Source organism: Corynebacterium sp. HMSC058E07 (assembly GCF_001809885.1).
GTDB classification, from domain to species: Bacteria; Actinomycetota; Actinomycetes; order Mycobacteriales; family Mycobacteriaceae; genus Corynebacterium; species Corynebacterium macclintockiae.
Genome location: NZ_KV799279.1, coordinates 2,539 through 25,807, shown reverse-complemented (window position 1 = coordinate 25,807; position 23,269 = coordinate 2,539). Strand labels below are relative to the sequence as shown.

The 23,269-nt window shown below is 64.5% G+C and carries 19 protein-coding genes and 1 pseudogene; 14 read left to right on the top strand and 6 right to left on the bottom strand.

What is annotated here, in order from left to right; all coding sequences use genetic code 11:
* Nucleotides 1–37: 37 nt before the first annotated feature.
* The 6 genes from HMPREF2678_RS07805 (at nucleotide 38) to HMPREF2678_RS07780 (ending at nucleotide 5,256) form a co-directional block, all read left to right on the top strand.
* A complete protein-coding gene (locus tag HMPREF2678_RS07805) occupies nucleotides 38–1,018 on the top strand; it encodes a F0F1 ATP synthase subunit gamma (RefSeq protein ID WP_034970860.1) in 981 nt (326 codons plus the stop codon).
* Between the two features lie 2 nt (nucleotides 1,019–1,020).
* Nucleotides 1,021–2,466, top strand: a complete 1,446-nt coding sequence (gene atpD, locus HMPREF2678_RS07800; RefSeq protein ID WP_034970859.1) for a F0F1 ATP synthase subunit beta — start codon at nucleotides 1,021–1,023, stop codon at nucleotides 2,464–2,466.
* A gap of 12 nt (nucleotides 2,467–2,478) precedes the next feature.
* The gene (locus HMPREF2678_RS07795) at nucleotides 2,479–2,853 is read left to right on the top strand and encodes a F0F1 ATP synthase subunit epsilon (RefSeq protein ID WP_034970858.1); all 375 of its coding nucleotides are present in this window, start codon (nucleotides 2,479–2,481) and stop codon (nucleotides 2,851–2,853) included.
* Between the two features lie 100 nt (nucleotides 2,854–2,953).
* Nucleotides 2,954–3,373: a DUF2550 domain-containing protein gene (locus HMPREF2678_RS07790; RefSeq protein ID WP_034970857.1), complete on the top strand. Its 420-nt coding sequence runs from the start codon at nucleotides 2,954–2,956 to the stop codon at nucleotides 3,371–3,373.
* 36 nt (nucleotides 3,374–3,409) lie between these two features.
* Nucleotides 3,410–4,135: an endonuclease NucS gene (gene nucS, locus HMPREF2678_RS07785; protein ID WP_034978427.1), complete on the top strand. Its 726-nt coding sequence runs from the start codon at nucleotides 3,410–3,412 to the stop codon at nucleotides 4,133–4,135.
* Nucleotides 4,136–4,215: 80 nt separating this feature from the next.
* A complete protein-coding gene (locus tag HMPREF2678_RS07780) occupies nucleotides 4,216–5,256 on the top strand; it encodes a tetratricopeptide repeat protein (RefSeq protein ID WP_070551881.1) in 1,041 nt (346 codons plus the stop codon).
* Between the two features lie 103 nt (nucleotides 5,257–5,359).
* Here the strand turns inward: HMPREF2678_RS07780 and glgB are convergent, their stop codons facing one another.
* Both glgB and HMPREF2678_RS07770 read right to left on the bottom strand, forming a co-directional pair.
* Nucleotides 5,360–7,495, bottom strand: coding sequence for a 1,4-alpha-glucan branching protein GlgB (gene glgB, locus HMPREF2678_RS07775; RefSeq protein WP_083303445.1), 2,136 nt, complete (start codon nucleotides 7,493–7,495; stop codon nucleotides 5,360–5,362).
* An 11-nt stretch (nucleotides 7,496–7,506) separates the two neighbouring features.
* Nucleotides 7,507–9,531 (bottom strand): alpha-1,4-glucan--maltose-1-phosphate maltosyltransferase, encoded by a 2,025-nt coding sequence (locus tag HMPREF2678_RS07770; protein WP_070551874.1) that lies wholly within the window; start codon nucleotides 9,529–9,531, stop codon nucleotides 7,507–7,509.
* Nucleotides 9,532–9,602: 71 nt separating this feature from the next.
* Between HMPREF2678_RS07770 and HMPREF2678_RS07765 the strand changes: the two genes are divergently transcribed.
* The 5 genes from HMPREF2678_RS07765 to HMPREF2678_RS07745 all read left to right on the top strand — a co-directional run bounded on the left by HMPREF2678_RS07765 (nucleotide 9,603) and on the right by HMPREF2678_RS07745 (nucleotide 14,550).
* On the top strand, nucleotides 9,603–10,526 hold the full coding sequence (locus HMPREF2678_RS07765; protein WP_141747069.1) for an ABC transporter ATP-binding protein: 924 nt from the start codon (nucleotides 9,603–9,605) through the stop codon (nucleotides 10,524–10,526).
* Nucleotides 10,527–10,551: 25 nt separating this feature from the next.
* Nucleotides 10,552–11,463, top strand: a complete 912-nt coding sequence (locus tag HMPREF2678_RS07760; RefSeq protein ID WP_070551870.1) for an NUDIX hydrolase — start codon at nucleotides 10,552–10,554, stop codon at nucleotides 11,461–11,463.
* A gap of 13 nt (nucleotides 11,464–11,476) precedes the next feature.
* Nucleotides 11,477–12,694, top strand: a complete 1,218-nt coding sequence (locus HMPREF2678_RS07755) for a class I SAM-dependent methyltransferase (protein WP_070551868.1) — start codon at nucleotides 11,477–11,479, stop codon at nucleotides 12,692–12,694.
* A 92-nt stretch (nucleotides 12,695–12,786) separates the two neighbouring features.
* Nucleotides 12,787–13,575, top strand: coding sequence for an electron transfer flavoprotein subunit beta/FixA family protein (locus HMPREF2678_RS07750; RefSeq protein WP_034970850.1), 789 nt, complete (start codon nucleotides 12,787–12,789; stop codon nucleotides 13,573–13,575).
* Between the two features lie 21 nt (nucleotides 13,576–13,596).
* Nucleotides 13,597–14,550 carry an electron transfer flavoprotein subunit alpha/FixB family protein gene (locus HMPREF2678_RS07745; protein ID WP_070551866.1) on the top strand — a complete coding sequence of 318 codons (954 nt, stop codon included), beginning with the start codon at nucleotides 13,597–13,599 and terminating at the stop codon, nucleotides 14,548–14,550.
* A gap of 130 nt (nucleotides 14,551–14,680) precedes the next feature.
* Here HMPREF2678_RS07745 and HMPREF2678_RS07740 read toward each other — a convergent pair whose 3' ends face one another.
* The gene (locus HMPREF2678_RS07740; protein WP_070551864.1) at nucleotides 14,681–15,880 is read right to left on the bottom strand and encodes an ATP-binding protein; all 1,200 of its coding nucleotides are present in this window, start codon (nucleotides 15,878–15,880) and stop codon (nucleotides 14,681–14,683) included.
* Between the two features lie 138 nt (nucleotides 15,881–16,018).
* Between HMPREF2678_RS07740 and HMPREF2678_RS07735 the strand changes: the two genes are divergently transcribed.
* Genes HMPREF2678_RS07735 through HMPREF2678_RS07725 form a run of 3 tightly spaced genes read left to right on the top strand, consistent with a single transcriptional unit; the run spans nucleotide 16,019 to nucleotide 19,543 of the window.
* Entirely contained in the window at nucleotides 16,019–17,302 is a 1,284-nt protein-coding gene (locus HMPREF2678_RS07735) for a cysteine desulfurase family protein (protein ID WP_246817916.1), read from the top strand.
* 29 nt (nucleotides 17,303–17,331) lie between these two features.
* The gene (gene mnmA, locus HMPREF2678_RS07730; protein WP_034970847.1) at nucleotides 17,332–18,519 is read left to right on the top strand and encodes a tRNA 2-thiouridine(34) synthase MnmA; all 1,188 of its coding nucleotides are present in this window, start codon (nucleotides 17,332–17,334) and stop codon (nucleotides 18,517–18,519) included.
* A 7-nt stretch (nucleotides 18,520–18,526) separates the two neighbouring features.
* Nucleotides 18,527–19,543, top strand: a complete 1,017-nt coding sequence (locus tag HMPREF2678_RS07725) for a uroporphyrinogen decarboxylase/cobalamine-independent methonine synthase family protein (protein WP_070551862.1) — start codon at nucleotides 18,527–18,529, stop codon at nucleotides 19,541–19,543.
* 114 nt (nucleotides 19,544–19,657) lie between these two features.
* On the opposite strand, the gene HMPREF2678_RS07720 is transcribed toward HMPREF2678_RS07725, so the two are convergent.
* The 3 genes and pseudogenes from HMPREF2678_RS07720 to HMPREF2678_RS10390 all read right to left on the bottom strand — a co-directional run.
* The gene (locus HMPREF2678_RS07720) at nucleotides 19,658–20,533 is read right to left on the bottom strand and encodes an aldo/keto reductase (protein WP_070551860.1); all 876 of its coding nucleotides are present in this window, start codon (nucleotides 20,531–20,533) and stop codon (nucleotides 19,658–19,660) included.
* 14 nt (nucleotides 20,534–20,547) lie between these two features.
* On the bottom strand, nucleotides 20,548–22,599 hold the full coding sequence (gene ligA, locus HMPREF2678_RS07715; protein WP_070551858.1) for an NAD-dependent DNA ligase LigA: 2,052 nt from the start codon (nucleotides 22,597–22,599) through the stop codon (nucleotides 20,548–20,550).
* A 25-nt stretch (nucleotides 22,600–22,624) separates the two neighbouring features.
* Nucleotides 22,625–23,269 (bottom strand): annotated as a pseudogene (locus HMPREF2678_RS10390) (hypothetical protein); the annotation flags it as partial.

Sequence of the window (23,269 nt, the reverse complement as noted above, 5' to 3'; positions counted from 1 at the left end):
CCAAGAACATTAATGAAACAGAAGGGAGGCGATAGTTATGGCTAGTCTTCGCGAGCTGAGGACACGCATCAAGTCCGTGAACTCAACCAAGAAGATCACGAAGGCCCAGGAGCTCATCGCCACCTCGAGGATCACCAAGGCCCAGGCACGCGTTGACGAGGCCGAGCCCTACGCGGATGAGATCACCCGCGTGGTTCAGCGCCTGGCTTCCGCCAGCACCCTGGATCACAAGATCCTGCAGGAGCCGGCAGACGCTTCCCGAGCTGCGATCCTCGTGGTTTCAAGTGACCGTGGCATGTGCGGTGGCTACAACAACAACGTCTTCAAGAAGACTGCAGAGCTGCGCAAGCGCCTGGAGAACGAAGGCAAGGACGTTGTTCTGTACGTCTCTGGTAACAAGGGAATTTCCTACTACAACTTCCGTGGCGAGGACATCGCAGGCTCTTGGTCGGGCTACTCTCAGGATCCCGACTACGCAGCTACCCACGATGTTCGCCGCCACCTGATTGACGGCTTCGTCGCCGGTTCCGAAGGAACCGCCAAGTGGCGCGAGGGCCTCAATGTGGAAGAGGGTCAGGGAATTCAGGGATTCGACGAGGTACACATCGTGTACACCCGCTTCGTATCCATGCTGAGCCAGACGCCAGAGGCACACCGACTGTTGCCGATCGAGACTGTGGTTGAGGAAGAGAAGCTCGAACTCGGTGAGGACCTGGTTACGGATAAGTCCGACCACGTCTCCGCCGACTACGACTTCGAACCCGACCCGGACACCCTGTTGAAGGCTTTGCTGCCGCAGTATGTCTCCCGTGGCATTTTCGCAGCAATGCTGGAGTCTGCGGCGTCGGAATCCGCAGCGCGTCGTACCGCGATGAGCGCCGCAACCGACAACGCAACCGACCTGGTCAAGCAGCTCTCCCGAGTTGCCAACCAGGCTCGTCAGGCCCAGATTACCCAGGAAATTACAGAGATCGTCGGTGGCGCATCCGCGCTCGCCGATAGCGGAGAAAGTGATTAAGTATGACTACAGCAAACATGGTTCAGCCTTCCGCTGAATCGGCTGTTGCGGGCCGCGTCGTGCGAGTTATCGGCCCGGTCGTCGACGTGGAGTTCCCGCGTGGCCAGCAGCCAGCACTGTTCAACGCACTGACCGTCGAGGTTGACCTCGAGGCAGTGGCAAAGACCATCACCCTGGAGGTTGCACAGCACCTCGGGGACAACCTCGTGCGCGCCGTGTCCATGGCCCCCACCGACGGCCTGGTCCGCGGTGCAGAGGTCACCGACACCGGTAAGCCGATTTCCGTGCCCGTCGGTGACGTCGTCAAGGGCCACGTCTTCAACGCCCTGGGCGACTGCCTGGACGAGCCGGGCCTGGGCCGCGACGGCGAGCAGTGGGGCATCCACCGCGAGCCGCCGGCATTCGACCAGCTCGAGGGTAAGACCGAGATCCTGGAAACCGGTATTAAGGTCATCGACCTGCTGACCCCGTACGTGAAGGGCGGCAAGATCGGCCTGTTCGGTGGTGCAGGTGTGGGTAAGACGGTTCTCATCCAGGAGATGATTACCCGTATTGCCCGTGAGTTCTCCGGTACCTCCGTGTTCGCCGGTGTTGGTGAGCGTACCCGTGAGGGCACCGACCTCTTCCTGGAAATGGAAGAGATGGGCGTGCTGCAGGATACCGCGCTTGTGTTCGGCCAGATGGACGAGCCGCCGGGAGTCCGTATGCGCGTGGCTCTGTCCGGTCTGACCATGGCGGAGTACTTCCGCGATGTTCAGAACCAGGACGTGCTGCTGTTCATCGACAACATCTTCCGTTTCACCCAGGCCGGCTCTGAGGTTTCGACCCTGCTGGGTCGTATGCCTTCCGCCGTGGGCTACCAGCCCACCCTGGCTGATGAGATGGGTGTGCTGCAGGAGCGTATTACCTCGACCAAGGGTCGTTCTATTACCTCCCTGCAGGCCGTGTACGTGCCGGCCGATGACTACACCGACCCGGCACCGGCTACGACCTTCGCCCACCTGGATGCGACCACCGAGTTGGATCGTTCCATCGCCTCGAAGGGTATTTACCCCGCAGTGAACCCGCTGACCTCTACCTCTCGAATCCTCGAGCCGGGTATCGTCGGCGAGCGTCACTACGAGGTTGCCCAGCGCGTGATCCACATCCTGCAGAAGAACAAGGAGCTGCAGGACATCATCGCCATCCTGGGTATGGACGAGCTCTCGGAAGAGGACAAGATCACCGTTCAGCGCGCACGTCGCCTGGAGCGCTTCCTGGGCCAGAACTTCTTCGTTGCGGAGAAGTTCACCGGCATCCCGGGCTCCTACGTGCCGCTGGCCGACACGATCGATGCTTTCGAGCGCATCTGCGACGGCGAGTTCGACGCTTACCCGGAGCAGGCCTTCAACGGTCTGGGTGGCCTGGACGATGTCGAGGCCGCTTACAAGAAGATGACCGAAAAGTAAGGGGTTAAGCACATGGCTGAGATTGCCGCACAACTGGTTTCCGTGGAACGTCCGCTGTGGGTTGGAACCGCAACGTCCGTTACCGCGCAGACCACTGAGGGCGAGATCGGCGTGCTCCCTGGTCACGAGCCCCTGCTCGGCCAGCTGGTCGAGAACGGCGTCGTTACCATTCGGACCAACACCGGTGAGAAGCTGGTCGCGGCGGTACAGGGCGGGTTCCTGTCCGTGTCCGACAAGAAGATCACCATCCTGGCGGATTCTGCAACGTGGGCTAACGAGGTCGACGTTGCGGATGCCGAGGCTCGCGTACAGTCCGCTGAGACTGAGCACGAGAAGGCCGTCGCCGAGTCCGAGCTGCGCGCTGTGAAGCGTTTGGACGCAAGCTAGAACTAGCTTTTAAGTCCCTTTTAAAACGGGTCCCGCTTAATTCTTAAGCGAGATCCGTTTTGCTTTATCTAAAACCCCTCCATGCCTGTAGGTTAAATGTATGGCGTGGTTGTTGTATTTCCTTGCGGCGGTGGCGCTGTTCGTTGTCATCGCCGTGCTGTGGCGCTTTTTTACGCTGCGTTCCCAGGGCTATCCCGTGGTTGTGCGACGCCTGCCGAATTCCGATGGCAGGCATTGGCGCCACGGGATTTTGAAGTATTCGGGCCAGGCCGCGAAGTTCTATAAGTTGCGTAGCCTGCGCCCCGCCTCCGACGTTGTGTTGACCCGCCTGGGCACCAGCATCGTGTCCCGCCGAGACATCACGCCGCGCGAGTCGGCTTTCCTAGAGGATCACGTCCACGTCGTTGAGGTCGTTCACCGCAGTACTCACTGGGAGATCGCCCTGGATAGCTCCGGCGATACTGCCCTGGTTTCGTGGTTGGAATCCGCGCCCTCCGAGCGCCGCATACCCCGTCATTGATTCGCCGTTGGCCGCAGTAGCGTAGGCTGAACAACCATGCGCTTAGTCATTGCTCGCTGCTGTGTCGATTACGTTGGTCGTCTGGAGGCTCACCTGCCTCCCGCCGATCGCTTGATCCTGATCAAGGCTGATGGTTCCGTTTCGATCCATGCCGACGATCGCGCGTACAAACCGCTCAACTGGATGATGCCGCCGTGTTCCCTCGAGGTTGTCGAGGCTAACTCTTTTGATGGTGGTGACGCCCCTACGGAGTATTCGGAACTAGAGAACGAAGGGGTCGAGCAGCTGTGGATCGTCACGAATCCAAAGGGGGAGCAGCTGCGAATCCAGATCTTCGAGATCTTCTCAGATACGGAGCACGACCTGGGGGAGGACCCGGGTCTGGTTAAGGATGGCGTGGAGGCGCACCTGCAGGAGCTACTGGCGGAGCAGATCGAGATTTTGGGCGAAGGCTTCTCTTTGGTCCGCCGCGAGTACCCGACGGCGATTGGTCCGGTGGACATCCTTTCCAAGGACTCGACGGGTGCCACGGTGGCGGTGGAGATCAAGCGCCGCGGTGGCATCGACGGCGTGGAGCAGTTGACCCGCTACGTGGAGCTGTTGAACCGCGACGAACTCCTAGCCCCGGTGCAGGGCGTGTTCGCCGCGCAGGAGATCAAGCCGCAGGCCCGCACACTGGCGGAGGACCGCGGTTTCCGGTGCGTTACCCTGGACTATGAAGCAATGCGGGGAACGGATTCCTCGGAGCTGCGGCTTTTCTAGGAAGCCAGCTTTGGCCTTAAACCGGCGATCATTTTCGCCCGCGCGGTGCGTGGGTTGCCAAGCAGAAAGGACACTTCAAGGTGACTAATCCTTCCAATATCCCTCCGTCGCGTTTCGTGGCCGGGGCTGTGGATCTGGGTGCGGTTAAGCAGCAAGCTGAGCAGCGCGCGCAGGCGCAGGCCGCACAAGCTCAGGCGGCCCAGGCGGCTCAGACTGCACGGGCGCAGGGAGCACCCGGCCAGCCGAGCGCAGGCGCGGACGCAGGCGCCCCGGGCGCTGCAGGGCCTGTGACTTTCGTTAGTACGATCACCCCGGAAAACTTCGAGTTTGACCTGGTGGTGCGCTCTACCCAGGTGCCGGTGGTGGTGTTGCTCGGCTCCGCCCGCTCGGAGGCTTCGGAGCAGATGCGCCAGGACTTCACCAACCTGGCCGAGTCCCAGCAGGCGCCCACAAAGTGGCTGTTCCGCTATGTGGATGTGGATGCCACCCCGGAGGTTGCTCAGGCCTTCGGCGTGCAGGCGATCCCGACCGTCATCGCGCTGGCCGCTGGTCGCCCGCTGACCAACTTCGAGGGCGGCCAGCCCGCCGCCCAGCTGCACGGCTGGGTCGATGCGGTCGTGCAGGCTGTAGACGGCAAACTGCGCGGTCTGGCGCCGGAGGAGGACCCGGCCAACGCGACCGGCGGTGGCGTTGGTGCGGGCGCGGACGCTGCTAACCCAGATCCGGACGCAGGCGACCCCCGCTTGGTTGCAGCCGCCGAGAAGCTAGAGCAAGAGGACTATGCGGGCGCCATTGAGGAGTATGACGCCATCCTTGCCCACCCCGCACAGGCCGACGAAGAGCTCGTAGCCGAGGCCCGCGCGGCGCGTGCCAACGCCTTGTTGATGCAGCGACTGTCCACGGGCGGGGACGAGTTCGCGGAATCCGATCGTCTGCTGCTGGCCGGGGACAAGCCCCAGGCTTTCGACCTGCTGATCGAGGAGCTGCGCCCCTCCGCCGAGGGAAGCGCGGATCACAAAAAGCAGGCGAAGGCTCGCCTGCTCGAGCTATTCAGCCTTTTCGACCCGGCGGACCCGGAGGTCATCGCCGGGCGCACCCGCATGGCCTCCGCGCTGTTCTAGACGCCAGCGCCAGCCAGGCGCGCGGGCGGCGCAAGCACCGGCGCTGACGCTCGCCACCTCAGGCGCGACACTCGCCGCCGTGGCCGCGAGTGCTGAGCCGGGCTTAGCCCTCCAGCACGAACCAGCGCGCGGAGTGCGCCGGGATCTGCAGCACGGCGGAAGTGGCCATGCCGTGCGAACCGGTGTCTTCGGTGTGCAGATCACCACTGACGCGCCCGGCGCCCTCGTACTGCACATCGTCCGTATTCAGTACCTCGCGCCACGTTCCGGCCTGCGGCAGGCCGATGCGGTAGTTCTCCTGGGTGGTGCCCGAGAAGTTAACTACGCACGCCAGTTCGCGCCCACGGTGGCGTCGAATAAAGGAAAGAACGTTATTAGTCGAATCGTCGCTGGCGATCCACTGGAAGCCCTCCGGGGAGTGATCCTGTCCCAGCGCGGGCTCGGAGTGGTAGAGCTTATTTAGCTGGCTAGTCAGGGCGCTGAGGCCGCGGTGGTATTCGCCCTCCCAGCCTTCCATGTCCTGCCAGTCCAGGCCGCGGGACTCGTTCCACTCCTTAGTCTGCCCCCATTCCTGTCCCTGGAACAGCAGCTTCTTGCCCGGGTGCGCCCACATGAAAGCCAGGTAGCTGCGCACCATGGCGGCCTTGTCCCAGGCGGAACCGGCGGGCATGCGCGACCACAGGGTGCCCTTGCCGTGCACGACCTCGTCGTGGCTGATCGGCAGCACATAGTTCTCGGAGTAGGCGTAGACCATGGAGAACGTGATCTCGTTGTGGTGGTAGCTGCGGTAGGCCGGGTCGCGCTGGATGTACTCCAGGCTGTCGTGCATCCAGCCCATATTCCACTTCAGGCTGAATCCCAGGCCGCCCTCGTGGGTGGGGGCGGTCACGCCCGGCCAGGAAGTCGACTCTTCGGCGATCGTCAGCGAGCCCGGGCATTCGCGGTGCACGGTGGCATTCATTTCCTTCAGGAACTCCACGGCATCCAGGTTCTCGCGGCCACCGAACTCGTTGGGCAGCCAGTCATCGCGGGAGTAGTCCAGATACAGCATCGAGGCCACGGCATCCACGCGCAGGCCGTCGATGTGGAACTCCTTGCACCAGTACAAAGCGTTGGCCACCAGGAAGTTGCGGACCTCGTTGCGGCCGAAATCGAAGACGTAGGTGCCCCAGTCCGGCTGCTCGCCGCGGCGGGGATCGGGATGCTCGTAGCAGGCCTCGCCGTCGAAGCGGCCCAACGCCCAGCCGTCCTTGGGGAAGTGGCCCGGAACCCAGTCCATGATCACGCCGATGCCGGCGCGGTGCAGGGAATCGATCAGGTAGCGCAGATCGTCCGGCCCGCCATAGCGGTTGTTCGGCGCGTAGTAGCTGGTGACCTGGTAGCCCCACGAGGGTTCGAAGGGGTGCTCGGACACACCCATCAGCTCTACGTGGGTGTAACCCAGGTTCTGTACGTATTCCACCAGCTCCACGGCCAGGTCCCGGTAGCTGAGCCCCTTGCGCCAGCTGCCCAGGTGCATCTCGTAGATGCTCATGGTCTCGTCAACGCCGGTCGCAGCGCGGTGAGCCATCCATTCGTCGTCGGACCAGGCGAACTCGCCGTCGGCCACCACGATGGAGGCAGTAGCGGGGGCGGGCTCGGCCAGGCGCGCCATCGGATCGGCCTTATCTAGACGCACGCCGTCACCGGTGGTGATGGAGAACTTGTAGCGGGCACCGGCGCCCACCTCCGGAAGCCACAGCTCCCAGATTCCGCTGCTGCCCAACGCACGCATGGGGTGTTGGTTGGCGTTCCACCCGTTGAAGTCGCCGATCACGGACACGCCCGCGGCGTGCGGTGCCCATACGGAAAACGCCACGCCGCCGTCCACGGGGTGCGCGCCGAGTACCTTCCACAGCTCTTCGTGGCGCCCCTCACCGATGAGGTAACGATCCAGGTCGCCAACCGTAGGCAGGTGGCGGTAGGGATCCTCCAGGGTGGAAGTAGTGCCACCAGCCCAGGTGACTTCGAAGGTGTAGGTGTCCACGAAGTAGTCCACGTTCACGCTGAACAGCGCCGGGTATTCCTCCGCCGGCGCCATCGGCAGAGGCTCGCCACCGTTGATGCGTACGGCCACGGATTCCGCCCCGCACTGCACGGTACGGATGGTGGTGGTTCCGTCGCCGTTGTCGTGTGCTCCTAGTACATCGTGTGGAGCGTGGTGCCTACGTTCTGCGAGCCGGTGGTAATCGTGGTTCATACCCGACGATTCTACCTGCGGGGATCGTATTCTTCCTGGGCTCGCATGCATACGCGCTCGCGCTCACCCTCACCAAGGGTGGGCAGGCGGAAGATGTGCGCCACCTGGAAATCCGGGTCCAGTCGCACGTAGTTGTTGGCGCCCCAGGTGTAGGTCTGGTTGGTCGGCAGGTCGGTGACCTCGAAGTGCGCGTCTTCCGGCTTGCCCAGGCCAAGAGCCTCGGTATCCAGGTTCACGGATCCCTCGACGATCGCGTTCGGGTTCAGATTCACCACAACCAGGACCGCATTGCCGGTCACACCGTCGACCTTCGAATACGCGATGAGGTCGTCGCTCGTTGTTTCGTGCAAGCGCAAGGTGCGCTGTTGCTGTAGTGCCGGGTTTTCTTGACGCCACAGGTTCAGATCCCTGATCCATTCAGCGCAGTTGTCGACGGAGTAGTCGCGCGGGCGCAGCTCGTACTTCTCGGAGTCCAGGTACTCTTCCGAACCTGCGTGGACCGGCGTGGATTCGTAGATCTCAAAGCCGGAGTACACGCCCCACAGTGGGGACATGGTGGAGGCCAGGGCGGCACGGATGGCGAACATCGCCCGGCCACCGGTCTGCAGGGATTCGTGCAGAATGTCCGGAGTGTTGACGAACAAGTTCGGGCGGAATACGTCGGCGTAGTTGGCAATGTCCCCGGCGAACTCTTCCAGTTCTGCCTTGGTGGTCTTCCACGTGAAGTAGCTGTAGGACTGCGTGAAACCGGCCTTGGCCAGGCCGTACAGGCGCGCCGGGCGAGTGAAGGCCTCGGAGAGGAAGACCACGTCCGGGTCGGTGGCGTGGATCTCGGCGATCAGCCACTGCCAGAAATTCGCGGGCTTGGTGTGCGGATTATCCACGCGGAAAATTCGCACGCCGCGGCCGATCCACAGGCGCACGACCTTCAGCACTGCGTGGTACAGCCCCTCGGGGTCGTTGTCGAAGTTCAGCGGGTAGATGTCCTGGTACTTCTTCGGCGGGTTCTCCGCGTAGGCGATGGTGCCGTCCGGCAGTACGGTGAACCACTCTGGGTGTTGCTGTGCCCACGGGTGGTCGGGGGCGCACTGCAGCGCCAGATCCAGGGCCACCTTCAGCCCCTGGTCGTTGGCCGCCGCGACGAAGTCCTCGAAGTCCGCGACAGTGCCCAGGCGCGGGTGGACGGCCTCGTGTCCGCCATCCTTGGAGCCGATAGCCCACGGTGAGCCGACGTCCTCCGGGGTGGGGGTCAGAGTGTTGTTCTTGCCCTTACGGTTGATCTCGCCGATCGGGTGGATCGGCGGCAGGTACACCACGTCGAAGCCCATGCCCGCGATGCGCGGCAGGTCGGCAGCTGCAGTGGCGAAAGTGCCGTGCACCGGGTTGCCCTCGGCATCCCAACCGCCGGTGGAACGGGGGAACATCTCATACCACGCGCCCACACCAGCGGTCTTTTCCTCCACCAGCACGTGGAACTCCGGGCCACGGGTCAGCAGGTCGCGTAGCGGGCGCTTCTCCAATGCTTCGCGCACCTCCGCGGACAGGGCGGTGGCAAGGCGTTCGGTGACGCTCAAGGATTCATCACGCAGCTGTCCCGGAACGGAGGCCACCAGCTCGCGGTGCTTGCGGGAAGCTTTTTCCGACGCCCGCTCGAACAGCCGCGCGCCGACCTCAAAATCGTTCGCCAGGACTTGTGCATCCTGGCCCGCGGCTACCTTCTTGGTGATTGCGTTGAACCATGTGGCGGCTGGATCCGACCAGGCGTCAACACGAAAGGTCCACATACCCGGCACATCAGGAACGAACACGGCATGGCGACGGTCGACGTCATCAGGGTCGGGCGACATGGTGATCTTCGCGCGACCGCCCTCGGCGCCGGCGGGGCGGCGGACGACAAGGGGGGCAGATATAGCATCGTGCCCCTCGCGCCAGACGCTGGCGCTGACCGGAAAGACCTGGCCGACGATGGCCTTGGCGGGGGTAGCTCCGTGGGAGATAACGGGGGAGATGTGGTCGATGCCGAGGCGGCCGGTCATGGGGGAAGCTCCTTCAAATGGCAGTTGGTGAATCCGTAGGCAGTTGGTGTTGGTGCTTACACAGCAAGCCTATGTTGTTGGCACACTTCGCGCGGATTATGAGGCACCATGGGGGAGTGAGCGACAATGTGACGAACCTGATTTCCACCCCGGCAACCGCCCAGGTCGACGAAGACGACCTGATCATCAACATGCGCGGCGTATCCGTCGTACGCGACGGGCGGGCGATCCTGGCGCCGATGGACTGGCAGGTAGAGCTGGACGAGCGCTGGATCATCGTCGGCCCGAACGGTGCAGGCAAAACCACCCTCATGCGCCTGGCCTCGGCACAGATGTTCCCGACCACCGGCACGGTGAAGCTGGTGGGCGAACAAGTGGGCAAGGTGGATCTGCGTGAGTTGCGCACCGCGATTGGCATGAGTTCCTCCGCGCTGGCGCAGCGCGTGCCGGGGGAGGAGAAGGTCGCGGACATCGTCATCTCTGCCGGCTACGACGTGATGGGCCGCTGGCGCGAAGACTACGACGAGATGGACTACGAGCGCGCCATCGAAATCCTGGAAAGCGTCGGCGCCTACCACCTGGCCGAACAGACCTGGCGGACCCTCAGCGAGGGCGAACGCAAGCGGGTGCTGATCGCCCGCGCCTTGATGAACGACCCCGAACTGCTGCTGCTGGACGAGCCAGGTGCGGGGCTGGACCTCGGCAGTCGCGAGGACTTGGTGGCGCTGCTGTCCGATCTAGCGGCGGACGCGGACTCCCCGACGATCGTGATGATCACCCACCACGTAGAGGAAATCCCACCGGGATTCACCCACGCGCTGCTGCTGGACGAAGGGGAAGTCGTCGCCCAGGGAATCCTGGAAGACGTAATGACCAGCGAGAACCTGACCCGTACCTTCCACCAGCCAATCGAAGTTAAGCACGAGGACGGCCGCTGGTTCGCCCGCCGCAGCCGAACCCGCCGGGGCAGCCACCGTTTGCGCGGAGATCAATAGCGGGAAGATCGGTAGACTCTGCCCCATGAAGGAAAACCGTTTGGGCCCAGTGCAGCCACGCCACGCGTCAACGGTGATTCTGTTGCGCGATACGTTGTCGGGGATCGAGGTGTACGTCCAGGAGCGCGCCTCGACCATGAAGTTCTGCGCAGAAATGACGGTTTTCCCAGGCGGCGGGGTGGATTCCCGCGATATGCCGGGTGACGTGGACGGCGATGGCCACATGTCCCCGGCCATCAACTGGCAGGGCGCGGAGGTCAAGTGGTGGGCCAAGCGCCTGCAGAAGCCGGAATCCATGACCCGCGCCCTGGTTTGTGCGGCGGTGCGTGAGACCTTCGAGGAAAGCGGCACGTTGCTGGCCACCCACCGCGATGGCTCGCCGGTGGAGGACACGACCCCCTACCAGAAAGAGCGCAAGTTGCTGGAAAACCACCAGCTGAGCTTCTCCGACTTCATGAGCAACAACGACCTGGTCCTGCGCTCCGATCTGCTGCGCCCCTGGGCCAACTGGGTCACCCCGGTGGAACAGCCGATTCGCTACGATACGGCCTTCTTCGTCGCCGCCATGCCGGAAGGCCAGCAGACGAGCGCCGGCACCCCCGAGGCGACGTCGACGGGTTGGTTCCGCCCCTCCACACTGTTGGATGGTTGGCGCTCCCGCAAGATCTCCCTGATGCCGCCGACGTGGGCGCAGCTGAAGCTGTTGGATACCTTCCGCACGGTCGAGGAGGTCCTGGATTTTTCTTCCAACCTCTCCGTCGACCCGGTGTTGGCCGAACCCGTCGACGAGCCGTACATGGCCGAGTACTACCTGATGGAACAGCAGATGTACGGCGCGCCCGCCCGCCAGTTCGCGCCGGGCATGAAGTTCGCGGTCGACCCAGCTGACCTTCCCGCTAACCCCTTCGCCAGCCGCCCCCATTCCTACGAGCAGTAGGTGCGCATAGGACATGGCCTTTTCTTCTGCCGAGCTGTCTTTTCTGCTCGCCGATTGCGCCGCTGGCTCGCCCCTTATTAATGACGCCACCACGTACCAGCTGACCAAGAAGTCACTGGTGCAGGATCTTTCCCAACTGCGCAAAGCTCACGGCGATCACGCCCGCGCCCTGGTGGAGCTAGTACAGGCCCGCCGGGCGGGAAAGCTGCCAGAGGACTGGCTGATGGATAGCGAATCCACTCAACAGGCCACCCCGCCGGTCGTGGCGGCCTGGCGCGCTGAAGCGCTGAAGGGTGCCGGGGTGGAAGTGGCCGTGGACGTCACTTGCAGCATCGGCACCGAGTTGCATGCGCTGGCTGAAGCAGGGCTGCGCGTGCTGGGCGGGGACCTGGACCAGCAGCGCCTGCGCATGGCGCGTTTCAATGTGCCGGAGGTTCCGGTGGTGCGCATGGATGCGCTGCGTCCGGCGTTCGCGTTCGCGGGTGCCCAGAAATCCGGTGTGGTCGTGGCGGATCCGGCACGGCGAAACTCCTCGGGGCGCATCGCCAAACTGGAGGATCTGCAGCCGCCACTACCGGAGCTCATGGACTGCTACGACAACTTGGTGGTCAAGTGTGCCCCGGGGATCGATTACTCAGAGTTCGACGGACACGTGGAGGTCGTGTCCGTCGATGGGGGAGTTAAGGAGACCTGCCTGTACTCACCCGGCATCCTTGGGCGGGGGCGCCAGGCGGTGGTGATGGGGGCGTCATCAGTTAAAGAAACAGTGAGCAGCGACGAACCCGAGACCGACCGTGTGGGCGGGGTAGGGCGTTACATCGTGGACCCCGACGGTGCCATCGTTCGCGCCGGGCTGGTGCGCCAATACGCGGCGCGGCATGGGCTGTGGCAGCTGGACCCGCACATCGCATATCTGACCGGCGACGAGCTGCCCGCGGGCGTGCGTGGGTTTGAGGTTCTAGAAGCGGTGCCGCTGAAGAAGGCGCGACCCGCGTTGGTGGGGCTGGGCGCGAAGAGCGTGGAGATCCTCGTGCGGGGCGTGGACGTGGATCCGGACGAGCTGCGGAAGAAGTGGAAGTTGAAGAAGGGTGCGGGCAGTGCGGGCGCTACTCACAGTGGCGCCAGCGCGGCGGATTCCGCGTTCTCTGTGGTGGTTACTCGCGTCGGTGAGGGCGGCGCGGCGAAGGCCGTGGCCTACATTTGCCGAGCGCGCTGCGGCTCGCGGGGGTAGTTCTAAAACAATATAGGAAAGTTGTGGCGATGATCACCCGGTGGTAGGTACTATGGTGCCAAATCACAATACCCAAGCAGGAAGGTCAACGAATGTCGAACATCGTTGTTCTGGTTAAGCAGGTGCCGGACACCTACTCCGAGCGCAAGCTCACCGACGATGACTTCACCCTCGACCGCGACAGCGCAGACGCTGTCCTGGACGAAATCAACGAAAACGCTGTGGAGGCTGCACTGCAGCTGAAGGAAGCTGACAGCTCCCGTAACGTCATCGTCCTGTCCGTCGGCCCGGAGCGCGCAACCGAGGCGCTTCGCAAGGCACTGTCCCTGGGCTGCGACGAAGCCAAGCTGGTTGTCGACGAGAACCTGGCTGGCTCCGACGCACTGGGCACGGCATGGACCCTGTCCAACGCTCTGAACCAGATCGAGGACATCGAGCTGATTATCGCCGGTAACGCCTCCACCGACGGTGGCGCTGGCTCCGTTCCGGGTCTGCTGGCTGAGTACCGCCAGATCCCGGCTCTGACCCACATGGAAGAGCTGAACGTTGAGGGTGGCAAGGTCACCGGTAAGCGCGTCACCGAAGAGGGCGTGTTCGGCCTGGAGGCTCCGACCCCGGCCATCGTGTCTGTGACTGAGAAGTCCAACACCCCGCGCTTCGCTGCCTTCAAGGGCATCATGGCTGCCAAGAAGAAGACCATCGAAGAGCTGTCTCTGGGCGAGATCGGCGTGGACGCTGCAAACGTTGGCCTGGCAAACGCCACCACCTCCGTTTCTGCTTCCACCCCGAAGCCGCCGAAGTCGGCTGGTGAGATCATCAACGACGAGGGCGAGGGCGGCAAGAAGCTGGTCGAGTTCCTGGTCAAGGAAAAGCTGGTTTAAGGGAAGTAGGGATTTAAGGACATGACCAACGTACTAGTACTGGTTGAGCACGGTGAGGGTCAGCTGAAGAACTCCACCGTCGAGCTGATCACCGCTGCACGCGTGTTCGGCACCGTCGGCGCCGTTGTTGTTGGCGCTCCCGGCACCACCGAGAAGCTGCAGGGCGCCCTGGCCGAGGCTGGCGCAGAGACCATCTACGCCGCAGAGTCCGATCAGGCAGAGTCCCTGCTGATCACCCCGGAGGTCGACGCACTGTCCGGCCTGGCAGCGCAGCTGCAGGTTCCGGTTGTCGTCTCCGCTACCGCAACGGGCAACGAGGTTGCCGGCCGTGTTGGCGCCCGCGTTGCTTCCGGTGTTCTGTACAACACCAACAACATCACCGCTGAGAAGACCGCTGAGATCAGCATCTTCGGTGGTGCTTACACCGTTACCGCTTCCGCCGCTGGCGCTTCCCCGGTCTTCACCCTGGCACCGGGCTCCCTGGATCCGGAGCCGCAGGCTGCTGCTGGCAACGTCCAGCAGGTTGAGCTGCCGGCTGCTGGCCCGACCGCAGTCTCCATCACCTCCTTCGCACCGGCTGAGGCCGGCGATCGTCCGGAGCTGACCGAGGCCAACATTGTGGTTTCCGGTGGTCGTGGCGTGGGCGGCCCGGAGGGCTTCACCGACGTTGTCGAGCCGCTGGCCGACGTCATGGGCGCTGCTGTTGGTGCTTCCCGTGCGGCTGTGGACGCCGACTACTACCCGGGCAAGTTCCAGGTCGGTCAGACCGGTGTTACGGTCTCCCCGAACCTGTACATCGCACTGGGCATCTCCGGCGCTATCCAGCACAAGGCTGGTATGCAGACCTCCAAGACCATCGTCGCTGTGAACAAGGACGAAGAGGCTTCCATCTTCGAGATCGCAGACTTCGGTGTTGTTGGCGACCTGTTCAACGTTGCACCGCAGGCTACCGAGGAGCTGAAGAACCGCAAGTAGTTCTTCGCCCTAGGCTTAAACCGGCGCCCTGTCGCCTCTACTGGCGCGGGTGGCAGCCATTAGCCGGCGTCCTTTCGCTTAGCTTTACGCTGGCGAGAGGGCGCCGGTTTTTCTTTCGCCCCGTTCGGCGCTACGCGTCCTGCTGCCGGATGTAGTCGTCCATGTACGGCAGCGTGAAACGCACATGGCCGAATCCCGCCGGCTCGATCAGGTCGCGCGTGATCAGGCGGCTACGCCAGGTGGACAGGCCCCTCGGCTCCACGCCCAGGTGAGCGGCGATGTCGCCAGTCTTGACAGCTCTCGTTGCCGGTGCTGCTGTGCTTACCGGTTCTGGTTCGGACGCCCCCTCGTCGGCAATAATCGCAGCCATCGCGCGGAGGAAGTTCATTTCGCCTTCTGGCAGGCGGCTGAGTGCGGGCCGGTGAACGTGGCTAGTCATGCGGTCGATAGCCCGCTGGGAGGCAGTTTCCACGTGTGCGGCCTCGATGGTGCCCGAACTGTCGATCCCGGCAGCCGCCCAGGACAGTGCGCCGACCACTTGGATGAGGTAAGGGTATCCGCGGCACATGTCGGTGGCGCGGGCTAGGGCGTCATCAGTAAATGGGCGACCAGAATCCGCGGCGGTGATGGCGAGGGTTTTCGAGACTTCCTCGGTGGGTACAGCGTGGAGATCTACGCGGAAGGCGCGGCGGAGAAACGTGGTGCCCTCGTGCTGCAGTAGCGTGTCCACGCCGTGAGGCAGGCCCGCGCAGACCAGGGCAATGTCGCGCTCGTCGCGCATGAGGTCCTGGACCGCGGTGGCCAGTCGGTGGAGTTGGTCGAGGTCGGCGGATTGCAGCTCGTCGAGGGTGATGAGGATGCCGGCGCCCGTGATCGCGTCGGAGAGCTCGCGCAGGCGGGTGATGAGTGTCGGCACACTGCGGAGTTCCTCGGCCCGCGAGTGCGCTTCCGTGCGGAAGCTGCCCACGCCGGTTATGGAGGCCCCGGAGAGCTTGCGCTCCGGGGGCTGCTCGATACTTGTAATGGCGGTGGGGATAGTCGTTTCGACCAGCTCGGAGATCATGTCGCTATTCGGGTAGGCGCGCAGGACGATCCAGCCCTGGGTGCGGGCCTTGTCCTCGATCTCGTTGAGCAGTACCGTTTTACCCACACCACGTAGACCACTGGCCAAGATCGTGCGGTGCGGGGAGCCGGGGCCCTCGGCGAGGCTGAGCTCGAAATCCTGCAGCAGCTCCGCTCTGCCCGCCAGGTAGTACGGCGACGTGCCGAAGCTGGGGCGGAAGGGGTTGCGCGGGCCGGGTACGGTGGCTTGGTATGAGGGTTCGGACATGCCTCACACCATAGTGAAAAGCCTGGCGTTTTTGTTAGATCTGTTAGATTCTGGTGGGCTTGTTAGAAGTGTTAGATCCGGAATCTTTCGATCCGGCTGTCCCCTTGTCTTTGCGTCGAGGGAAGTAGGGTAGGGGACGTGAACATGGAAAACCACGCAGCGAAGAGCCCGGCGCCCGGCACGTCGGCTGATGTGACGGGCGGCGCAGGTACTGGTGGCGCGGAACCCGGCGGAGCAGCTGCGCAGGGACGCCTGTACGTGGACAACGCGGCGTCCCAGGCCTTGCGGCCCGAAGCACAGGAGGCGATGGATCGCGCCGCGGAGCTGCTGAACCCCGCAGGCCAGTACAAGACCGGCCGCGATGCCCGTCGCAGCCTCGAGGACGCCCGCGAGCAAATCGCCGAACTCCTCGGCGCGGATGCAGCTGAGGTGATCTTCACCGGCTCCGGAACGGAGGCCGACAACATCGCCATCCAGGGGCTCGCGTTTGGATCGAAGGCCCACCGGGGCGCGCACATGATCGCCAGCTCCGACATTGAGCACCCCGCCGTGGTCGAGTCCGTCGATTGGCTCACCGCGGGGCCGCTCCACCTGGGGTTTGAATGCGCGGTCCTTCCTGTGGACGCCGCCGGTCGCATCCGTGCCGAAGACTGGATTGCCGGTCTAGAAAGCGGCGCGGGCTCGCCCAGCGACCTGGCGCTAATGACCTGCATGTGGGCCAACAACGAAACCGGCGCGATACAGCCGGTGGAGACTCTCGCCAGCTTCGCCCGCGACAATGGCGTGCCCTTCCACACCGACGCAGTGCAAGCCGTCGGCCACATCCCCGTCGACTTCCACGCCCTTGGCGCCACCACACTGGCCGCCAGCGCCCACAAGTTCGGCGGCCCGAAGAACACGGGCCTGCTGCTCGCCCGCCGAGACGCGGACATCTTAAGCCCCGTGCGCGGAGGCGGCCAGGAGCGAAAGCTCCGCTCCGGCACCGTTAACGTGCAGGGTGCGGTGGGATGTGCGGCGGCGCTGGCGTCATCAATAAAAGAGCTAGAACAAGCAACCGCCAGAATGCGCGTGGCGCGCGAGACGCTACGGGCGGCGGCGCAAGGCATCGACGGTGTGCGGATCTGGACTCCCGAGGTTGGCGCGCTGCCCGGGCACCTGCACATGAGCTTCCCCGGCGCGGAGGGAGACTCGCTGATCATGCTTTTGGACGCCGCCGGGGTGGACGCATCGACAGGCTCTGCCTGCAGCGCCGGGGTGAACCGCGCCAGCCACGTGCTGACCGCCATGGGCGTACCGGTGGATGTTGCCCGGGGAGCGCTGCGGATAACCCTGGGCGCGGACATCACCGACGAAGAAGTCGGGTATCTGGCGGGCATCCTCCCGCGCGTGGTCGAACAGGCCCGCGCCGCCGGAATGGCCTAACCGGCGGGTACCCGAGTAGGGTGCCAAACATGCGAGTAGTAGCAGCAATGAGTGGCGGTGTGGATTCCGCCGTGGCGGCCTCCCGAGCGCTCGAAGCCGGACACGAAGTGATCGGCGTACACCTGGCGCTATCCCAGTCTCCCGAGGCCGTGCGGGCGGGCTCGCGCGGGTGCTGCTCCCTGGAGGACTCCGCGGACGCGCGCCGCGTGGCCGACAAGCTGGGGATTCCGTTCTACGTGTGGGACTTCTCCGACCGCTTCAAAGCCGACGTGATCGACGACTTCGTGGATTCCTACGCCATCGGCGAGACACCCAACCCGTGCCTGCGCTGCAACGAGAAAATCAAGTTCGAGGCGTTGCTGGACCGTTCCATCGCGCTGGGGTTCGATGCGGTGGTGACGGGCCACTACGCCCGCCTGCACGACGGCGTGATGCGCCGCGGCGTGGACGCGAACAAGGATCAGTCGTATGTGCTAGGCGTGCTGACCGACGAACAGCTAGCGCACTGTATGTTCCCGGTCGGCGACACGATCAAGCCGGAGATTCGCGAAGAGGCGAAGGACCGCGGATTCGGCGTGGCCTCCAAGCCGGATTCCCACGACATTTGCTTCATCCCCGACGGGCAGACGCAGGCGTTCCTGGGCAAAAAGATCGGCCTGCGGCCGGGGCTGATGAAGGACCAGGACGGGTCGACCGTCGCGGAGCACGACGGGGTATACGGCTTCACCATCGGCCAGCGCAAGGGGTTGGGGCTGCCGCGTGAAGGCCTGGACGGCAAGCCGCGCTATGTGACGGATATTGACGCCGCCACGGGCACCGTGACTATCGGTCAGCGCGACGACCTACGCGTCGGCGGGATCACGGCCGACCGGCTGAAGCGCCTGGACCCTGCCGTACACGGCCGCGAATTTGAGTGCGAGGTCCAGGTGCGCGCCCACGGTGGGGTAGTGCCCGCCACCGCGCGGCTGGTGGACGACCCGGAGGGGACTACGCCGGCGGGGCGCGTCAAGAAGGAGGGCGAGAGCCCGTGGCGCCTAGAGCTCGACCTGCACGAGCCGCTGCAAGGCGTGGCGCGCGGGCAGGCCGCCGTGGTGTACCAGCCAGACGCCGACGGTGACATCCTGCTGGGCAGCGGAACCATCCGCGCTACCGCGCCGTGGGACGACGCCGGAGCTGCTGGCAATACGGGCGAGCTCGCAACGCCAGCAGAGGCGTAGTACGGCGATGGCAAGAGACACCGCGCAGCCGGAGCCGATCGAGCGACTGGGCTGGTGGGAGAACACCGTCACGGATCACGCGGAGGTGCGCGCCGCGATCCAGTCCGCGCTGACCCGCACCTGCGACGTGGACGAGGACACGGGCGCGCCGCCGGTATTGTCGTTCCCGCGCTGTGGAAAGGCGGGGGATCTCACGGCGCTGACGGCCAGCTTCGCGCAGCTGCCGATCCGCGCTAATCCGCGCGGGTGGGAGCTGACGGCCCACCCGAGCCTGGAATCTCGCCGCATGGACGGCTGGGTTCGCGAGGCCACGGATGCCGCCGAGGAGCTGCTGGCGGGCAAAGTCGAGCGCCTGATGTTGCACGTCACCGGACCCTGGACCTTTGGCGCGGAGGTGGAGTTCCGCGGCCACCCCGTGCTGCGCGACCGCCCGGCGTTTAAGGACTGCGCGCTGCACCTGGGCTTTGGCATAGAGCAGGTCGCCGGCGCGTTGTCGGCGGCTCTCGGCTGCGAGGTCATCATTGCACTCCACGAGCCGCGCGTCCGCGAGGTCATGGGCGGCCTGCCCGGCGCCACCCGCTTCGACACGATCCCCGCCGTCGACCGCGAGTTCATCTACGGGGTGTGGCAGCGCTTCCAGCAGCAGGTCGCGCGCCCGGTGGTGCTGGATACGGGGTCTTTTATCGATGACGCCCTCTCGCACGCGCCCGGCTTCCACCGCATCGTGGTGCCCGCGGATCAGTTGCGGACAGTCAGCGGAAAAGACCTGGTCGGCGGGATGATCGGACGCGGGCAGGGAATCAGCTGGGCGGTGAATACTGACCAGGGGAATGCCAACGTGGAGTCCGCCGCGGGCGAGATCGCCCGCGCCGTTCTGCGCCAGTGGACGCAGTGGACTCTGCCCGCCGATGAACTGCCGGGGATGGTGGACATCGTGGTGTCCGAGGGCAAGCGCACCGCGGCGCAGTCCTCCGTGGCTGCAGCTCGTGCCCGCCACGCGGCGGCGCTGCTCTGGCGCAATTGATACCTTGCGAGCGCACGCCGGCAGCGACTAAGCGCGCCTGACCACGGCACAGACCCGGCGCGGCTGAGCGCGGCGCTGGCCCGGCGCGGCTGAGCGCGGCGCTGGCCAGTCCCGCTAGAACTCCTCGTAGACCGCCGGGTCCTGGTTCTTCCGGCGCCCGTCCGGGCGGCCCAGCGCGGTGATCGCCTCGATCTCCGCGTCACTCAGGGTGATATCCAACGACTCCAAGTTCTCGCGCTGCCGGTCCGCCGAGGAAGCCTTCGGGATCGCCAACACCCCGCGGCCGCGGTGCCACGCTAGAACGACCTGGCCAGGAGTTGCGGAGTGGGCGTCCGCAACTTCAGCAATGACCGGCTCCTCCAGAACCGCGCCACGCAACAGGGGCGACCAGGCTTGCGTCACGATGCCCAGTTCGCGGTGGGCCGCGACGGCCTCGGCCTGCGGGAAGTGCGGGTGCAGCTCAATCTGGTTGACGACCGGGTACTCGCCGGTGGCGGCGTGGACGGCCTCCAGGTGCTCGGGGAGAAAATTGCACACGCCCACATGGCGGATCAGCCCGCGTTCCCGCAGCTCCAGCAGCGTTTCAAAGGCCTCCACGTAGAGACCCTGCTTGGGATTCGGCCAGTGGATGAGGTGCAGGTCGATGCGGTCCAGGCCCAGGCGGAAAAGGGATTCTTCGACGGATGCGACAGCGTCTTCGTGGCGCTGGTAGCGGCCGGGCAGCTTGGAAGTGACGATCACCTCGTCGCGAGAGATCGCTCTGGCGGGGTCCGCGGCGTCAGGTGCGCCCGCGGTTCCGGGCGCTGGGGAACCAGTCGCCGTGCGGACGCCCGCGCCTACCGCGCCCTCGTTTTCGTAGTTGTAGGCCGTGTCAATCAGTCGGTAGCCCGCGCGGATGCCCGCGGCCACGGAGTTCGCGCCCGCCTGGCCTTGCATCTTGTACGTGCCGAGCCCGATCTCCGGGAGGGAAAGTGCTGTGGTCTCAGTCATTCGATCCTGCCTCTCTACTCTGTTTGGTTCGCGCCGTGTTCCAGCAGCTCCTTGAAGCCTGCCTCGTCCAGCACCGGCACGCCCAGGTTCTCGGCCTTCTTCAGCTTGGAGCCAGCCTTTTCGCCAGCCACCAGGAAGTCCGTCTTCTTCGACACGCTGCCCGCAGCTTTGCCGCCGCGAGCCTCGATGGCCTCCTTCGCGGCCGTCCGGTCGAAATCCTCCAGTGAGCCGGTGACCACGATCGTCAGGCCCTCCAACAGTGTGGAATCCACACCGTCCTCTGCGCCGGAAGCGTCCCCGACCTCCTGGCGCATTCGCACGCCAGCAGCCGTCCAGCGGTCTACGATCCGGCGATGCCAATCCACCGCGAACCACGCGGAGATCGACTCCGCGATCGTCTCACCCACACCGTCGATGCCGGCCATGTCCTCCACCGTGGCAGAAGCGATGTCCTCTACCGACTCGAAGTGCTTCGCCAAAGCCTTCGCTGCAGTCGGCCCAACGTGCCGGATAGAAAGCGCAACCAGCACCCGCCACAGGTCCGCCTCCTTCGCGGACTGCAACTTCTCCAGCAAAGTCTCGCCGGACTTATTCAGCTTCCCGGCTTTCTTCGCATACGAACTGGTCTTTTCCAGATCCTCCGCGCTGAGGTCGAACAGCTCCGACTCGTCGGCCAACACCCCGGAATGGATCAGATCATAAGCACCCTTTTCCCCCAACGCGTCGATATCAAACGCCTTGCGGGAAGCCAGGTACGTCAAGCGGGTATGCAACTGGCCAGGACAGTATTGAGTGTTGGGGCAGCGCCAGTCGGCGTCCCCAACCTTCGAAGGAGCCAACCGGGTGCCGCACTCGGGGCAGAACGTCGAGAACAGGAAAGGCCGCTCCGCACCCGTGCGCTTGTCCTCGACCGGGCCCAGTACCTCCGGGATAACCTCGCCGGCCTTGCGGATAGTGATCGTATCGCCCAGCATCACGCCCTTGCGGTGCGCCTCCGTGGGATTGTGCAGCGTGGCCATCGAAACCGTGGAGCCCGCGACGTACTTCGGCGCCATGACGGCATACGGCGTAGCACGGCCCGTCCGGCCGATGCCGACGCGGATGTTGTGCAGCGTGGTCATCGCCTCTTCCGGCGGGTACTTGTACGCGATCGCCCAGCGCGGGGCGCGGCTGGTGTGCCCCAGCTCCAGCTGCTCTTCCAGGGAATCGACCTTGACGACCAGCCCGTCCATCTCGTGCGCCGCGTCGTGGCGGTGCTCACCCCAGTACTCGACCTGCTGCTGGACCTCCTTAGCGGAGTGAACCTGCTTGGTGTACGGGCTAACCGGCAGCCCCCACGCGGCAATCGCGCGATACGCATCGTGCTGGGAAGCAGGGGAGAAGCCCTCACGCGCGCCGATACCGTGGCAGATCAACTTCAGCGGGCGCTTGGCCGTGTCCGCGGAGTTCTTCTGCCGCATCGCGCCAGCCGCAGCGTTACGAGGGTTGGCGAACATCTTCAGCCCCTCGGCCTGGCGCTGGGCATTCATGGTGGCGAAGTCCTCGACGTCGATGAACACCTCGCCGCGGATTTCCACCAGGGCGGGTACGGGGAACTCGTCGGTGCCGTGGAGGGTATCCGGGATGTCGTCGAGCGTGCGCGCGTTGTGCGTGATGTCCTCGCCCGTTGTACCGTCGCCGCGGGTCAGCGCGAGTTCCAGCTTTCCGTCGATGTAAAGGAGGTTTATGGACGCCCCGTCGATCTTCAGCTCCGTCAGATATGTCTTCGCGGGGGTGCGGTCCAGCCAGCCGGCGAGTTGCTCTGTATCGAAGACGTTATCCAGACTGAGCATTTGTTCGCGGTGGTCGACGTTGCGGAACGGGCTGCTGGTGGGCGGGGCCGGGGCGACTTCTGTGGTGGGGGATGGGCCGGTGACAACTTCGGGGTGGGCTTGCTCCAGGTCTTTGAGCTCCTGCAGCAGTGCGTCGAAGTCCGCGTCCGAGATCTCCGGGTCGCCGTAGTAGTAGAGCTGCCGGTGATGACGCACCTGGTCAGCGAGTTCTTGCCAGCGGGAATGAGTACTCACCCCCGTTAGTCTACTGACGTGCTAGTTAATTGCGGCGCCCGGCGACGAGGACCGCCACGACGATGATTAGGACGATAGCCAGGAGTCCCAGGCCGATTAACAGGATCGTGTTGTTCTGGGATGCATTGTCGACGTCCTCGGCGCGCACGTCGGGGTTGGCGCTGGAATTGCCGGCGCCCCCGTCGTTGTCGCTGGATGGCTCGGCAGAGGGTGCCGGTCCGGGCTCGAGGGTTTGACGCCACTCCGGTCCATCGACCTTTTCGCCGTCCAAAGCAGTCGACAGGCGGAACTCGATGTCCATATCCTGCTTTCCGTTCTCATTACCTCCATCAAGGGTGACCATGACGTACCACTGACCGGCATCCGCGGCTTCATCCTGCGACGTGGATCCTTCGCGGTTGCGGTAGAAGACGTACGGCGTACTCACAGCGCGTGCAGTGACGGGAATGTCATCGTCCAAGGATTCCGCATTCGAATAAGACGTGTGGGTGCGTCGTGGCGAGGCGACGAAGACTTGGCCGGAGCGGTAGGAATCAGTCTGCTTCTTGTCGAATTCCACTTCCGCGAGGGGGCGCTGGCCCCAATCGACGTTCATGCGGTAGAACTTCGTCTCCCCGGGAACTAGGGTGTCGGACACCGTGCCCGGGGTGATTTCGGTTGCCTTGTTGTA

Bases quoted from the DNA above. Each gene is read 5' to 3' on its own strand.
- HMPREF2678_RS07805 (WP_034970860.1), top strand. From the start codon at position 38: ATGGCTAGTCTTCGCGAGCTGAGGACACGCATCAAGTCCGTGAACTCA.
- atpD (WP_034970859.1), top strand. From the start codon at position 1,021: ATGACTACAGCAAACATGGTTCAGCCTTCCGCTGAATCGGCTGTTGCG.
- HMPREF2678_RS07795 (WP_034970858.1), top strand. From the start codon at position 2,479: ATGGCTGAGATTGCCGCACAACTGGTTTCCGTGGAACGTCCGCTGTGG.
- HMPREF2678_RS07790 (WP_034970857.1), top strand. From the start codon at position 2,954: ATGGCGTGGTTGTTGTATTTCCTTGCGGCGGTGGCGCTGTTCGTTGTC.
- nucS (WP_034978427.1), top strand. From the start codon at position 3,410: ATGCGCTTAGTCATTGCTCGCTGCTGTGTCGATTACGTTGGTCGTCTG.
- glgB (WP_083303445.1), bottom strand. From the start codon at position 7,495: ATGAACCACGATTACCACCGGCTCGCAGAACGTAGGCACCACGCTCCA.
- HMPREF2678_RS07770 (WP_070551874.1), bottom strand. From the start codon at position 9,531: ATGACCGGCCGCCTCGGCATCGACCACATCTCCCCCGTTATCTCCCAC.
- HMPREF2678_RS07765 (WP_141747069.1), top strand. From the start codon at position 9,603: ATGTTGTTGGCACACTTCGCGCGGATTATGAGGCACCATGGGGGAGTG.
- HMPREF2678_RS07760 (WP_070551870.1), top strand. From the start codon at position 10,552: ATGAAGGAAAACCGTTTGGGCCCAGTGCAGCCACGCCACGCGTCAACG.
- HMPREF2678_RS07755 (WP_070551868.1), top strand. From the start codon at position 11,477: ATGGCCTTTTCTTCTGCCGAGCTGTCTTTTCTGCTCGCCGATTGCGCC.
- HMPREF2678_RS07750 (WP_034970850.1), top strand. From the start codon at position 12,787: ATGTCGAACATCGTTGTTCTGGTTAAGCAGGTGCCGGACACCTACTCC.
- HMPREF2678_RS07745 (WP_070551866.1), top strand. From the start codon at position 13,597: ATGACCAACGTACTAGTACTGGTTGAGCACGGTGAGGGTCAGCTGAAG.
- HMPREF2678_RS07740 (WP_070551864.1), bottom strand. From the start codon at position 15,880: ATGTCCGAACCCTCATACCAAGCCACCGTACCCGGCCCGCGCAACCCC.
- mnmA (WP_034970847.1), top strand. From the start codon at position 17,332: ATGCGAGTAGTAGCAGCAATGAGTGGCGGTGTGGATTCCGCCGTGGCG.
- HMPREF2678_RS07725 (WP_070551862.1), top strand. From the start codon at position 18,527: ATGGCAAGAGACACCGCGCAGCCGGAGCCGATCGAGCGACTGGGCTGG.
- HMPREF2678_RS07720 (WP_070551860.1), bottom strand. From the start codon at position 20,533: ATGACTGAGACCACAGCACTTTCCCTCCCGGAGATCGGGCTCGGCACG.